We start from the raw sequence: 13589 nt of genomic DNA, 5'->3' as shown, positions 1-13589 counted from the left end.
TTAAGATTAACCGTTAAATACTTTTTCTAATGATATTCCTCTATCCTTAGCAACTGTGTCAGCACTTCTTAATTGTAATAAAGCATCAAAAGTAGCTTTTACAACGTTGTGAGGGTTAGAAGATCCTTGAGATTTAGATAATACATCATGTACACCTACTGCTTCAAGAACTGTTCTTACAGCTCCACCAGCAATTACTCCTGTACCAGGAGCAGCAGGAATGATGTTTACTCTAGCTCCACCAAATTTACCTTTTTGCTCGTGTGGCAAAGTTTTTTTGATGATTGGTATTCTAACCAAGTTTTTCTTTGCGTCTTCAACTGCTTTTGCAATTGCGGTAGCAACATCTTTAGATTTTCCTAAACCATGTCCTACTACACCTGCTTCATCACCTACTACTACGATAGCTGAAAAACCAAATGCTCTACCACCTTTAGTTACTTTTGTAACTCTTTGTACACCAACTAAACGATCTTTAAGATCTAATCCACCTGGTTTTACTAATTCTGCGTTTTTATATTTTTGATACATAATGTCTTAAAATTTTAGTCCGCCTTCTCTAGCACCTTCTGCTAACGATTTTACTCTTCCGTGATATTGATATCCACCTCTGTCAAAAGAGATAGTTTCTACACCTGCTTTTAATGCTTTTTCAGCTACTGCTTTACCAACTAAGGCTGCAATTTCTGTTTTAGTACCTTTTGCAGAACTAATGTCTTTGTCTCTTGAAGATGCAGCACTGATAGTTTTACCTGTTACATCATCCACAACTTGAGCATAAATTTCTTTATTACTTCTAAATACAGCTAAACGTGGTCTAGATTCAGTTCCTGAAACTACCTTACGAATTCTGCTTTTTATTCTTAATCTTTTTTGATTCTTTGTTAATGCCATAACTAAACTATTAAGCTGATTTACCTGCTTTTCTTCTTAATACTTCTCCTACAAACTTAATTCCTTTTCCTTTGTAAGGTTCTGGTTTTCTAAATGCACGAATTTTCGCTGCTACTTGTCCTACCAATTGTTTGTCGTGAGATGTTAATTTTACGATTGGGTTTTTTCCTTTTTCAGAGATTGTCTCTACTTTTACTTCTGGAGCTAAATCCAAAATAATGTTGTGAGAAAATCCTAAAGCTAAATCCAATTTTTGTCCTTGGTTAGATGCTCTATAACCTACACCTACCAATTCTAGTTCTTTTGTCCATCCTTCAGATACACCTTTAATCATGTTGTTGATTAAAGCTCTGTAAAGACCATGCTTTGCTCTTTGGTCTTTTTTATCTGTTGAACGCGTTACTTGTACGCTTCCTTCTTCAACAGCTATATCTACGTCTGAAAATTCTTGAGTTAATTCACCTAATTTACCTTTTACAGTAATTACATTGTCTTTAACTTCTACTGTAACTCCTTGTGGGATAGTTACTGGGTTATTACCTATTCTTGACATGTTCTTTCTGTTTTAAATTAGTAAACGTAACACAATAATTCTCCACCAACGTTTTCTCTTTGCGCTTGTTTTCCTGTTAATACACCATGAGATGTTGAAACAATTGCAATTCCAAGACCGTTAAGGATTCTTGGCATTTCGTTAGCACTTGCGTATTTACGTAAACCTGGTTTACTTATTCTTTGAATTTTCTTAATTACAGGTTCCTTAGTCTCTTTATTGTACTTAAGAGCTATTTTAATAGTTCCTTGTACTGTAGAGTCATCAAACTTGTAACTTAAAATATATCCTTGATCGAATAATATTTTAGTAATTTCTTTTTTTAGATTAGATGCAGGTATCTCAACCACTCTGTGGTTAGCTTTTACTGCATTTCTAACTCTCGTTAGATAATCTGCGATTGGATCTGTATACATTTATATTAATTTGCGGTTTTGGTTTTCGAAAGTTAGTTTTCGAACTTCAAACCAATTTATAATTCTTTGTTTACCAACTTGCTTTTTTAACTCCTGGTATTAAGCCTTTGTTAGCCATTTCGCGTAACATTACACGAGAAATTCCAAATGTACGTACGTATCCTTTTGGTCTTCCTGTTAATTTACAACGGTTGTGCATACGTACAGGTGATGCATTTCTTGGTAACTTTTGTAATGCTTCGTAGTCTCCAGCTTCTTTTAAAGCTTTACGTTTTTCAGCATATTTTGCTACCGTTTTTGCTCTTTTCACCTCACGGGCTTTCATTGATTCTTTAGCCATATCTTAGTTCTTTTGAAAAGGTAATCCTAATTCAGTTAATAACGATTGTGCTTCTTTATCTGTGTCTGCAGATGTTACGAAAGTAATATCCATACCAGAAATTCTGTTGATCTTGTCAATATCAATCTCAGGGAAAATGATTTGCTCAGTAACTCCTAAGTTGTAGTTACCTCTACCATCAAATCCTGTAGCTTTAATACCATCAAAGTCTCTAACTCGTGGTAAAGCTGAAGTAATCAAACGGTCTAAAAACTCATACATTTGCTCACCTCTAAGTGTAACTTTAGCACCTATTGGCATTCCTTTACGTAATTTGAATGATGCAACGTCTTTTTTAGATAAAGTTGCAACAGCTTTTTGACCAGATATTTTTGTTAATTCTTCAACAGCGTGATCAATTAATTTTTTATCTGCTACTGCTGCTCCAACACCTTTAGAGATTACAATCTTTTTAAGTTTTGGAACTTGCATTACATTTTTATAACCGAATTCTTCTGTAAGAGCAGAAACTATTTTGTCCTTGTACTCTTGTTTTAATCTTGGAATGTAAGCCATAATTATATTACTTCATTAGATTTTGTAGAAAATCTTACTTTCTTATCACCTTCCATTTTATATCCTACTCTTGTTGGTTCACCTTTACTTGTTAAAAGTGACAAGTTAGAGATATGAATTGGTGCTTCTTTTTCTACGATACCACCTTGAGGGTTTTGTGCACTTGGTTTAGTGTGTTTCTTTACCATGTTTACACCTTCTACGATGGCCTTGTTTTTATCGATAAATACTTTAAGTACTTTCCCTTCAGATCCTTTGTGATCTCCAGCGATTACTTGTACTGTATCTCCTGATTTTATTTTAAGCTTTGTCATCTTGTTTATCAATTAAAGCACTTCTGGTGCTAATGATACAATTTTCATGAATTGTTTATCACGAAGTTCTCTAGCAACAGGTCCAAAAACACGTGTTCCTCTCATTTCTCCTTGCGGATTTAAAAGTACACAAGCGTTATCGTCAAATCTGATATAAGATCCGTCTGGACGTCTTACTTCTTTTACTGTACGCACAACAACAGCTGTTGATACTGCTCCTTTTTTAATGTTTCCGTTAGGAGTTGCGTCTTTTACTGAAACTACTATTTTGTCACCAATAGAAGCATATCTTCTTTTGGTTCCACCTAGAACACGTATTGTTAATACTTCTTTTGCTCCAGTGTTATCAGCTACTTTTAATCTTGATTCTTGTTGTACCATAATTACTTCGCTCTTTCAATTATTTCTACTAATCTCCAACATTTAGATTTACTTAAAGGTCTTGTTTCCATGATCTTTACTGTATCTCCAATGTTACAGTCGTTTGTCTCATCGTGTGCAACGTATTTTTTCGTTTTTAACACGAATTTTCCATACATAGGATGTTTTACTTTTTTAACCTCAGATACCACAATTGATTTCTGCATTTTGTTACTTGTAACAACTCCTATACGTTCTTTTCTTAAGTTTCTTTTTTCCATCTTTCAGCGGAATACAATTATTGTATTTCTCTTTTAGTTAATTCAGTTGCGATTCTAGCTACTGAACGTCTTACGTTTCGTAACTGGATTGGATTCTCTAAAGGAGATACTGCGTGAGCCATTTTTAGGTCAGCATAACTCTTTTGTGTCTCACCAAGTTTTTCTTGTAACTCAGCCGTTGATAGCTGTTTAATTTCTGATTGCTTCATAATACTACTATTAAGCCTCGTAATCTCGAGCTATTATAAACTTTGTTTTAACTGGTAACTTTTGAGCTGCTAAACGTAATGCTTCTTTAGCAGTTTCTAAAGGCACACCTCCAACTTCAAATAAAACTCTTCCTGGTTTTACCACAGCTACCCAATATTCTACAGAACCTTTACCTTTACCCATACGTACTTCAAGAGGTTTCTTTGTTATAGGCTTGTCTGGAAATATTTTAATCCAAAGTTGCCCTTCTCTTTTCATGTAACGTGTTGCGGCAATACGAGCTGCTTCTATTTGACGTGATGTTAAGAAATTCGAATCGAGTGATTTTATACCAAACATTCCATTAGATAACTGGTGTCCTCTTCCGGAATTTCCTTTCATACGTCCTTTTTGGACTTTACGAAATTTTGTTTTTTTCGGTTGTAACATTTTCTTTTACTTTAAAAATTACTTTCTGCGACGAGATTTATTGTTCCCACCACGTCCTCCACCAGACTTACCTTGTTTTTTAGACAACCCTACAAGTGGAGAAAGTTCTCTTTTACCATATACTTCACCTTTCATGATCCATACTTTAATTCCCAATCTACCGTAAGTAGTATGAGCTTCAACTAAAGCATAGTCAATATCGGCTCTAAATGTTGATAATGGAATTCTACCTTCTTTGTAATGCTCGCTACGTGCCATTTCAGCTCCGTTTAAACGACCACTAATTTGAATCTTGATTCCTTCAGCATTCATACGCATAGCAGCAGCAATAGCCATTTTTATTGCACGACGGTAAGAAATACGATTTTCAATTTGACGTGCAATGCTTGATCCTACTAAGAATGCATCTAATTCAGGTCTCTTAATTTCGAAGATGTTCAATTGAACTTCCTTATCTGTAATTTTCTTAAGCTCTTCTTTTAACTTGTCTACCTCTTGACCACCTTTCCCGATAATAATACCAGGTCTTGCAGTAGTGATAGTAACGGTTACAAGTTTAAGTGTACGCTCAATAATTACTCTAGACACACTAGCTTTTGATAAACGTGCATGAATGTACTTTCTGATTTTGTCGTCTTCAGCAAGTTTATCTCCATAATCGTTTCCACCATACCAGTTAGATTCCCATCCTCTGATGATTCCTAAGCGATTTCCGATTGGATTTGTTTTTTGTCCCATACCTCTATCTTAGCTTTGTGTGTTATTTAATGCTCCAATCACAACTGTTACGTGATTTGAACGTTTTCTAATTCTGTGTGCACGACCTTGAGGTGCTGGACGTAATCTTTTTAACATAGATCCACCATCAACTCTGATCTCTTTTACAAATAGGTTTGCGTCCTCAATACTTGCATCTTCGTTTTTTGCTTGCCAATTAGCTATTGCAGATAACAATAACTTCTCTAAGCGACGAGAGGCTTCTTTTGAACTAAACCTTAAAATTTGAAGAGCTTTCTCAGCTTTTTGACCTCTAACCAAGTCTGCAACTAAACGCATTTTTCTTGGTGAGGTTGGACAGTTGTTCAACTTTGCAAAAGCAACTTGTTTTCTGTCTTCCTTTATAGCATCTGCCATTTGTTTTTTACGACTTCCCATAGCTCTACTTATTTTTTACCTTTATTTTTTGCACCTGCATGTCCTCTAAACGAACGTGTTGGTGAAAATTCTCCTAATTTATGACCTACCATATTTTCAGTTACATAAACTGGTACAAATTGACGACCGTTGTGTACAGCTATAGTCTGCCCAACGAAATCTGGTGAAATCATTGATGCTCTAGACCAAGTTTTAATAACAGTCTTTTTATTTGAAGCTACGTTTTCTGCAACTTTCTTTTCTAATTTATAATGGATGTAAGGTCCTTTTTTTAATGAACGTGCCATATTATCTCAATTATTTCTTTCTACGTTCTACAATATACTTGTTACTCGCTTTGGTTTTAGAACGTGTTCTATAACCTTTAGCTGGAATACCATTTCTAGATCTTGGGTGTCCACCAGACGAACGTCCTTCTCCACCACCCATTGGGTGATCAACTGGGTTCATTACTACTGGTCTTACTCTAGGTCTTCTTCCTAACCAACGTGTTCTACCTGCTTTACCAGATACTAACAACTGGTGGTCAGAGTTTGATATAACACCTATTGTTGCCATACAATCTGCAAGTACTAAACGTGTTTCACCTGATGGTAATTTAATAGTTGCAAATTTTCCGTCTCTTGCCATTAATTGAGCAAACGCTCCTGCACTTCTTGCCATAACTGCTCCTTGACCTGGACGTAACTCTATACAAGAGATAATAGTACCAAGTGGAATTTGGCTTAAAGGCATTGCATTACCAATTTCAGGAGCGATACCTTCTTTACCCGAAACAATGTTTTGTCCAACTTGTAGACCGTTTTGAGCAATGATGTATCTTTTTTCTCCGTCTTGGTAGTTCAATAACGCGATAAAAGCTGTTCTGTTTGGATCGTATTCAATTGTTTTAACTTCAGCTGGAATTCCAGTTTTGTTACGTTTAAAATCAATGATACGATACTTCTTCTTATGACCTCCACCAATATGGCGCATGGTCATTTTTCCTTGACTGTTTCTACCACCAGATCTTTTGTTCGGAGCAAGTAAACTTTTCTCCGGCTTATCAGTAGTGATGGCGTCAAATCCATTTACTACTCTAAAACGCTGAGCTGATGTGATCGGTTTTAATTTTCTTACTGACATTTTCGTCTAATTACATGTTACTGTATAAATCAATAGTCTCACCTTCCGCCAGTTGTACAATTGCTTTTTTAATTGCATTTGTTTTACCATGTTGAATACCTGTTTTTGTGTAACGGGTTCTTCTATCTGGACGGACATTTATAGTACGAACTTTTTCAACAGAAACTCCATAAGCAGCTTCAACTGCTTTTTTGATTTCTACCTTGTTCGCCTTTGTATTCACTTGGAAACTAAAGCAGTTGTTTAACTCACTATTAGTTGTCGCTTTTTCAGTGATAATAGGTTTAATTAAGATACTCATGGTTTTCTTATTTACTTAAATTCGACTCAATTTCTTCTAGAGAACTCTCTAAAAGAACTAATTTATTTGCGTTTAAAATTTTATAAGTGTTTAATTCTGAGTTAGTTACAACTTCAGACCCTTTAAAATTTCGTGATGACAAATATACATTATTATTTGAAGCACCCAACACAAACAACGATTTTTTGTCTTGTATGTCTAATGCTTTCAGTACTGCTGTAAAGTTTTTCGTCTTTGGAGCATCAAAATTGAAGTCTTCCAAAACAACGATATCTTTATCATTAGCTTTCATTGTTAAAGCAGATTTTCTTGCTAAACGCTTCAAGTTTTTATTTAATTTGAAGCTGTAGTTTCTTGGTCTTGGTCCGAACATACGTCCACCACCTTTAAATACACCAGACTTGATACTACCTGCTCTTGCAGTACCAGTACCTTTTTGTTTTTTAATCTTACGTGTACTTCCTGCAATTTCTGCTCTTTCTTTAGCCTTGTGCGTTCCTTGACGTTGGTTAGCAAGATATTGCTTAACGTCTAAGTAAACAGCATGATTGTTAGGCTCAATAGCGAACACATCTTTAGAAAGCTCTGCTTTTCTACCTGTGTCTTTTCCGTTTATATCTAAAACTGCTACTTTCATTATTTCTCAATGATTACATAAGAGTTTTTGTGTCCAGGAACACATCCTTTTACAACTAGTAAGTTCTTTTCAGGAACTACTTTATACACTCTTAAATTTTCAACTTTCACTTTTTCGCCACCCATTCTTCCGGCCATCTTCATTCCTTTGAATACTCTCGCAGGATAAGAAGCTGCACCAATAGAACCTGGAGCTCTTAAACGGTTGTGCTGACCATGCGTTGCTTGACCAACTCCACCAAAACCATGACGTTTTACAACACCTTGGAATCCTTTTCCTTTAGATGTACCAGCAATATCTACAAACTCACCTTCAATGAAGTGCTCTACAGTAATTGCATCACCTAATTTGTAATCTCCTTCAAATCCTTGGAATTCTACGACTTTAGTTTTAACAGAAGTACCAGCTTTCTTAGCATGACCTAATTCAGCTTTAGTAGCACTTTTATCTGTCTTGTCATCGAAACCAAGTTGAAGGGCATTGTACCCGTCAACCTCTTCGGTTCTGACTTGGGTAACGATACATGGACCTACTTCAATTACTGTACAAGGAATGTTTTTCCCGTTTTCATCAAAGATGCTGGTCATACCGATTTTTTTTCCTATTAACCCAGACATATTTATTAATTATTAATTATTACTATTCTATTTATTAAAACTCAAGGCTGAAAAATACGTTTCAGCCTTGAATTGTATTTTTAACCGTTTTTCCCTCGCTCGCAGCTCAGGACATGTTTGTGTTCACTTACACTTTTATCTCAACTTCAACTCCACTTGGTAATTCAAGCTTCATTAAAGCATCAATTGTTTTTGAAGATGAAGAGTAAATATCCAATAATCTCTTGTAAGAACTTAATTGGAATTGTTCTCTTGACTTCTTGTTTACGTGTGGTGAACGTAACACAGTGAAAATCTTTTTATGTGTTGGTAACGGAATTGGTCCTGTTACAACAGCTCCAGTACTTTTTACTGTTTTTACAATCTTATCAGCAGACTTGTCAACTAAATTGTGATCGTAAGACTTTAATTTTATTCTAATTTTCTGACTCATTTTCTTTTAGTTTTAAGCTTCTACGCCTTTAGCTGCTTTGATTACTTCTTCTGAAATGTTTGAAGGAGTTTCAGCATAGTGTGAAAATTCCATTGTTGATGTCGCACGTCCTGAAGACAATGTTCTTAATGTTGTTACATATCCAAACATTTCTGATAAAGGCACAACAGCTTTTACTGTTTTAGCTCCTGCTCTGTCTCCCATATCACTTACTTGTCCTCTACGACGGTTAAGGTCACCTACGATATCACCCATGTTTTCTTCTGGAGTGATAACTTCTAATTTCATCATAGGCTCCATAATCACAGCTTTTGCAGCTTTTGCAGCAGCTTTGAATCCTAATTTAGCAGCTAATTCGAATGATAGCTGATCAGAATCTACATCGTGGTAAGAACCATCAGTTAAAGTTACTTTCATAGCATCAACTTCATATCCTGCTAAAGGACCGTTTTGCATTGCCATTGTGAATCCTTTCTCAATTGAAGGGATAAATTCCTTAGGAACGTTACCACCTTTAATTTCAGAGATAAATTCTAAACCTTCCTTACCTTCTTCAGCTGGCTCAAGAGTAAATACAATATCTGCGAATTTACCACGTCCACCAGATTGTTTCTTATAAACTTCTCTGTGTTCTGCACGTTGAGTAATAGCTTCTTTGTACTCTACTTGTGGCTGACCTTGGCTAACCTCTACCTTAAACTCGCGTTTAAGACGGTCAACAATAATATCTAAGTGAAGCTCACCCATTCCAGAAATAATAGTCTGTCCTGAAGCTTCGTCAGTTCTTACTGTAAACGTAGGATCTTCCTCAGCAAGTTTACCTAATGCTAAACCTAATTTATCAACATCAGCTTTAGTTTTTGGCTCAACTGCTATACCAATTACTGGATCTGGGAAATCCATAGATTCTAATACAATTGGGTGTTTTTCATCAGACATAGTATCACCAGTCTTGATATCTTTAAATCCTACTGCTGCTCCAATATCTCCTGCTTCGATATATTCAATAGCATTTTGTTTATTAGAGTGCATTTGGTAGATACGAGAGATACGCTCTTTTTTACCTGAACGGTTGTTCAAGATATAAGAACCTGCATCTAAACGACCTGAATATGCTCTAAAGAATGCTAAACGACCTACGAAAGGATCAGTAGCGATTTTAAATGCTAAAGCAGAAAAAGGCTCTTTTGCATCTGGTTTACGTACTTCATCAGCACCTGTATCAGGATTTGTTCCTACAATATTATCTCTATCTAATGGAGATGGCAAGTAACGACATACAGCGTCTAATAAGAACTGCACACCCTTGTTTTTAAATGAAGAACCACAAATCATTGGAATGATAGCCATATCCATTACAGCAGCTCTAAGTGCAGCGTGCACTTCTTCTTCTGTAATAGAATCTTCATCTTCCATGAATTTTTCTAATAAGTTCTCATCGTAAGTAGCTACTTCTTCAATAAGAAGTGCTCTATATTTACGAGCTTCTTCTTTTAAATCATCTGGAATTTCAATTACATCAAATGTTGCTCCTTGAGTTTCTTCATGCCAAACAATAGCTCTGTTTTTTACTAAATCAACAATACCTTTAAAGTCTGCCTCATCACCAATGTTTAATACAATTGGCACAGCGTTAGACTTCAACATATCTTTAACCTGTTGGCAAACAGCCATAAAGTTAGATCCTTGACGGTCCATTTTGTTAACGAAACCAATACGAGGCACTTTATAGTTATCAGCAAGTCTCCAGTTAGTTTCAGATTGCGGCTCAACACCATCAACCGCACTAAATAAGAATACCAACCCATCAAGTACACGTAAAGAACGGTTTACCTCAACCGTAAAATCAACGTGACCTGGAGTGTCAATAATATTAAAGTGATAACCTTTAGTTTCTGGAGTTGGTTGTGCGTTTTCTAATGGAAACTGCCATGTACAAGTTGTAGCAGCAGAAGTAATTGTAATACCTCTCTCTTGCTCTTGCTCCATCCAGTCCATAGTAGCAGCACCATCATGTACTTCACCAATTTTGTGAGATACACCAGTGTAATAAAGGATACGCTCTGTAGTTGTTGTTTTTCCTGCGTCAATATGCGCAGCAATTCCTATGTTTCTAGTATATTTTAAATCTCTTGCCATTTTAATTAAAATCTAAAGTGTGAGAATGCTTTGTTTGCTTCTGCCATTTTATGAGTATCAACTCTTTTCTTAACAGCAGCTCCTTCTTCTTTAGCAGCAGCTAAAATTTCAGCAGCTAATTTTTGTGACATAGATTTTTCATTTCTCTTACGAGCATAACCTATAAGCCATTTCATTGCTGTTGAAACTTTACGATCTGGACGTATTTGCATTGGAATTTGGAATGTAGCTCCACCAACACGACGACTACGTACTTCTACGTGAGGCATAACGTTAGATAATGCATCTTTCCAAGTTTCTAAAGCTGTTTTTTCTTCATCTGTTTTTTTCGATTCTACAATATCAATTGCATCATAGAATACTTTAAAAGCTACTGACTTTTTACCGTCCCACATCATCATGTTAACGAAACGAGTTACTAACTGATCGTTAAAACGTGGATCTGGTAAAAGCGGTCTTTTTTTCGCTTGTCTTTTTCTCATGTCTTCTTCTTAAAGTTTTTTAATTACTTCTTAGGGCGTTTTGCACCATACTTAGATCTACGTTGCGTTCTACCTGAAACACCTGCTGTGTCTAAAGCACCACGAACGATGTGATATCTAACACCTGGTAAATCTTTTACCCTTCCACCTCTAACCAATACTATCGAGTGCTCTTGTAAATTGTGACCTTCACCACCGATGTATGCATTAACCTCGTTTCCGTTTGTTAAACGAACCCTTGCCACCTTACGCATTGCTGAGTTAGGTTTCTTAGGAGTTGTCGTGTAAACACGAGTACACACACCACGTCTTTGTGGACACGAATCTAAAGCAGCCGATTTACTCTTCTTGGTTATTTTGGCTCTTCCTTTTCGTACTAATTGTGAAATTGTTGGCATATATTACTATATAATTTTTATTAAACCCTTGTTTAAAGGGCTGCAAAGGTAGAAATAAATATTAATTTTTCAAACGTAAATCAATTAATTTTAAATTAGTTGCCTATTTATTTTTAGCTAAACATATTTTTAGTGATAAAAATCCGTTAGCTTTGGGTAATCTTTTTATTTATGCCTGAAAAAAAATTGCTGCTACAATTTGCGATTTGGTTGCTTTTTACAGCCAACCTTTTTTCGCAGTCGTTATATTTATCAGCGATTGGTGATAATGAAAATGAAACCGCTGTTATCGATTCATTATTATACAGGAAAACATTTAATGATTACCAAAGTTTATTACAGGAAGTAGACACATTAAAAGCTAGGTTAAACACTATTGGATATGTTGAAAGTGAACTCAAGAGTTTTAACAAGTCTAATGACTCAACCTACACTGCTCAGTTTTCTTTAAACAATAAATACGATTACATACATATATATTACAAAGATGTCATCGACAAAAAACTATTATCTTTAATATCTAACTCTGTAACTGATGATTATTTTGAAGTTAACATCAGCAATTTAGAAGCGTCATTAAACATTCTAAATACTGAAATTTCTAATCAAGGTGATCCGTTTTCTTTTTTACAGTTAGATGAGATTTCTAAAAAAGACACTTCTACACTATCAGCAAACTTAGTACTATCAAGTAAAAGTCAAAGATTTATTGACAAGATTATTGTAAAAGGTTACGAAAAGTTTCCGAAGTCTTATTTACGACACTACCTTAATATTAAAAAAGGACAGACTTTTAATCTTTCAGACATAAAAAATAAATCTTCAGTAATTAACGATTTGAGGTTTGCGAATCAAATTAAAGATCCTGAGGTTTTATTCACAAAAGACTCTACCATATTATATGTATACATCGAAAAAGTAAAAAGTAACAATTTTGATGGTTTTTTGGGCTTTGGCACAAACACTGAAACCAATAAAATTGAATTTGACGGTTACTTAAATTTAAATCTTACAAACAACTTAAATTATGGAGAGTCTTTAAAACTACTTTACAAAAGTGATGAAAACGAGCAAAAAACTTTTGACATTAACACCACGTTTCCTTATATGTTTAGAACTCCTTTAGGCGTAGATTTAAATCTAAATATATTTAAACGAGATTCTTCATTTATTAATGTATCACAAAAGGCGAAGCTTTTTTATCAGTTAAATCCAAACAATCAAGTATCATTAGGAATTAATTCTATAAAATCTGAAAACTTACTTAACTCAAACGTTACAACCATTACTGATTTTAAATCAGATTATTACACTGCCAACTACATCCACACAAGGCCACAAAACTACAACATATTATTTCCTACAAATTCTCTCTTCGACATTACATTAGGTTTGGGAAATAGAAATTCTGAAGGTGAAGATGAAAGGCAAACCAAAGTAGAGTTAAACACCTTTAAAATTTTCAATTTAAATGAAAAAAACAGCTTTTATTCACGGTTAAATTTTGCCTATTTAGACTCTAACACCTACTTAGAAAACGAATTATTTCGATTTGGTGGAATAAATTCAATTAGAGGATTTGAAGAAAACAGTCTTACAGCAAACCTATACACTGTTTTAAATACAGAATATCGCTACCAACTAAACAACACTCTCTACGTAAACAGTGTTATTGACGCTGCATATTTTGAAGACAATTTCAACTTAATAAAAGAAAAACTTTTTGGTTTTGGGTTTGGCTTCGGACTACTTACAAATTCTGGTTTATTCAAACTAAACTATTCAGTTGGTAAAACCGAAAATCAAAAGTTTAAGTTTTCTAACTCAAAACTTCACATTAGCTTATCCGCAAACTTTTAGGGAAAACCATAATTTATTTTCAAAATTTTAATACAATATTATTGTTTTATTAACTTTTTATTAAGACTTTTGGCTTAGGCTAATTCAAAT

23 protein-coding genes are annotated in these 13589 nt (G+C 34.8%); 1 reads left to right on the top strand and 22 read right to left on the bottom strand.

Features of this window, described 5'->3' with window-relative positions; genetic code table 11:
- Positions 1-6: 6 nt before the first annotated feature.
- The 22 genes from rpsE to rpsL form a co-directional block, all read right to left on the bottom strand.
- Positions 7-531 (bottom strand): 30S ribosomal protein S5, encoded by a 525-nt coding sequence (gene rpsE, locus ABD011_RS12490; RefSeq protein WP_129761427.1) that lies wholly within the window; start codon positions 529-531, stop codon positions 7-9.
- Between the two features lie 6 nt (positions 532-537).
- The gene (gene rplR, locus ABD011_RS12485; protein ID WP_129761428.1) at positions 538-894 is read right to left on the bottom strand and encodes a 50S ribosomal protein L18; all 357 of its coding nucleotides are present in this window, start codon (positions 892-894) and stop codon (positions 538-540) included.
- A gap of 10 nt (positions 895-904) precedes the next feature.
- The gene (gene rplF / locus ABD011_RS12480; protein ID WP_131508151.1) at positions 905-1447 is read right to left on the bottom strand and encodes a 50S ribosomal protein L6; all 543 of its coding nucleotides are present in this window, start codon (positions 1445-1447) and stop codon (positions 905-907) included.
- A gap of 17 nt (positions 1448-1464) precedes the next feature.
- Positions 1465-1863 carry a 30S ribosomal protein S8 gene (gene rpsH, locus ABD011_RS12475; protein ID WP_129761430.1) on the bottom strand — a complete coding sequence of 133 codons (399 nt, stop codon included), beginning with the start codon at positions 1861-1863 and terminating at the stop codon, positions 1465-1467.
- 70 nt (positions 1864-1933) lie between these two features.
- Positions 1934-2203, bottom strand: a complete 270-nt coding sequence (gene rpsN / locus ABD011_RS12470; RefSeq protein ID WP_129761431.1) for a 30S ribosomal protein S14 — start codon at positions 2201-2203, stop codon at positions 1934-1936.
- 3 nt (positions 2204-2206) lie between these two features.
- Positions 2207-2758 carry a 50S ribosomal protein L5 gene (gene rplE, locus ABD011_RS12465; protein ID WP_129761432.1) on the bottom strand — a complete coding sequence of 184 codons (552 nt, stop codon included), beginning with the start codon at positions 2756-2758 and terminating at the stop codon, positions 2207-2209.
- A gap of 2 nt (positions 2759-2760) precedes the next feature.
- Positions 2761-3072 (bottom strand): 50S ribosomal protein L24, encoded by a 312-nt coding sequence (gene rplX, locus ABD011_RS12460; protein ID WP_129761433.1) that lies wholly within the window; start codon positions 3070-3072, stop codon positions 2761-2763.
- Positions 3073-3084: 12 nt separating this feature from the next.
- Positions 3085-3453, bottom strand: coding sequence for a 50S ribosomal protein L14 (gene rplN, locus ABD011_RS12455; protein ID WP_129761434.1), 369 nt, complete (start codon positions 3451-3453; stop codon positions 3085-3087).
- A 2-nt stretch (positions 3454-3455) separates the two neighbouring features.
- On the bottom strand, positions 3456-3713 hold the full coding sequence (rpsQ, locus tag ABD011_RS12450; RefSeq protein ID WP_073085362.1) for a 30S ribosomal protein S17: 258 nt from the start codon (positions 3711-3713) through the stop codon (positions 3456-3458).
- Positions 3714-3730: 17 nt separating this feature from the next.
- Positions 3731-3922 (bottom strand): 50S ribosomal protein L29, encoded by a 192-nt coding sequence (rpmC, locus tag ABD011_RS12445; protein WP_129761435.1) that lies wholly within the window; start codon positions 3920-3922, stop codon positions 3731-3733.
- A gap of 10 nt (positions 3923-3932) precedes the next feature.
- Complete coding sequence (rplP, locus tag ABD011_RS12440) at positions 3933-4352, bottom strand: 50S ribosomal protein L16 (protein ID WP_129761436.1); 420 nt, start codon at positions 4350-4352, stop codon at positions 3933-3935.
- 18 nt (positions 4353-4370) lie between these two features.
- Positions 4371-5090 carry a 30S ribosomal protein S3 gene (rpsC, locus tag ABD011_RS12435; protein WP_129761437.1) on the bottom strand — a complete coding sequence of 240 codons (720 nt, stop codon included), beginning with the start codon at positions 5088-5090 and terminating at the stop codon, positions 4371-4373.
- A gap of 9 nt (positions 5091-5099) precedes the next feature.
- The gene (gene rplV, locus ABD011_RS12430) at positions 5100-5507 is read right to left on the bottom strand and encodes a 50S ribosomal protein L22 (protein ID WP_129761438.1); all 408 of its coding nucleotides are present in this window, start codon (positions 5505-5507) and stop codon (positions 5100-5102) included.
- A gap of 8 nt (positions 5508-5515) precedes the next feature.
- Positions 5516-5794: a 30S ribosomal protein S19 gene (gene rpsS / locus ABD011_RS12425; RefSeq protein ID WP_008269180.1), complete on the bottom strand. Its 279-nt coding sequence runs from the start codon at positions 5792-5794 to the stop codon at positions 5516-5518.
- A gap of 10 nt (positions 5795-5804) precedes the next feature.
- A complete protein-coding gene (rplB, locus tag ABD011_RS12420; protein ID WP_129761439.1) occupies positions 5805-6632 on the bottom strand; it encodes a 50S ribosomal protein L2 in 828 nt (275 codons plus the stop codon).
- A 10-nt stretch (positions 6633-6642) separates the two neighbouring features.
- Positions 6643-6933, bottom strand: a complete 291-nt coding sequence (rplW, locus tag ABD011_RS12415) for a 50S ribosomal protein L23 (RefSeq protein ID WP_129761440.1) — start codon at positions 6931-6933, stop codon at positions 6643-6645.
- 7 nt (positions 6934-6940) lie between these two features.
- Entirely contained in the window at positions 6941-7570 is a 630-nt protein-coding gene (gene rplD / locus ABD011_RS12410) for a 50S ribosomal protein L4 (RefSeq protein ID WP_131508147.1), read from the bottom strand.
- Positions 7570-8187, bottom strand: a complete 618-nt coding sequence (gene rplC / locus ABD011_RS12405; protein WP_343798725.1) for a 50S ribosomal protein L3 — start codon at positions 8185-8187, stop codon at positions 7570-7572. The genes rplD and rplC overlap by 1 nt, the downstream gene beginning before the upstream one ends.
- A gap of 127 nt (positions 8188-8314) precedes the next feature.
- Entirely contained in the window at positions 8315-8620 is a 306-nt protein-coding gene (gene rpsJ / locus ABD011_RS12400) for a 30S ribosomal protein S10 (RefSeq protein WP_007650482.1), read from the bottom strand.
- A 12-nt stretch (positions 8621-8632) separates the two neighbouring features.
- Positions 8633-10759, bottom strand: coding sequence for an elongation factor G (gene fusA, locus ABD011_RS12395; protein WP_131508145.1), 2127 nt, complete (start codon positions 10757-10759; stop codon positions 8633-8635).
- Positions 10760-10764: 5 nt separating this feature from the next.
- Complete coding sequence (gene rpsG / locus ABD011_RS12390; protein ID WP_131508143.1) at positions 10765-11241, bottom strand: 30S ribosomal protein S7; 477 nt, start codon at positions 11239-11241, stop codon at positions 10765-10767.
- Between the two features lie 23 nt (positions 11242-11264).
- Positions 11265-11639 (bottom strand): 30S ribosomal protein S12, encoded by a 375-nt coding sequence (gene rpsL / locus ABD011_RS12385; RefSeq protein ID WP_019386263.1) that lies wholly within the window; start codon positions 11637-11639, stop codon positions 11265-11267.
- 171 nt (positions 11640-11810) lie between these two features.
- On the opposite strand from rpsL, the gene ABD011_RS12380 reads away from it, so the two are divergent.
- Complete coding sequence (locus ABD011_RS12380) at positions 11811-13499, top strand: POTRA domain-containing protein (RefSeq protein WP_343798682.1); 1689 nt, start codon at positions 11811-11813, stop codon at positions 13497-13499.
- Positions 13500-13589: the final 90 nt, after the last annotated feature.

It is taken from the genome of Gaetbulibacter jejuensis, assembly GCF_039524015.1.
Lineage (GTDB): Bacteria > Bacteroidota > Bacteroidia > Flavobacteriales > Flavobacteriaceae > Gaetbulibacter_B > Gaetbulibacter_B jejuensis.
This window is presented reverse-complemented; position numbering and strand designations above follow the sequence as displayed.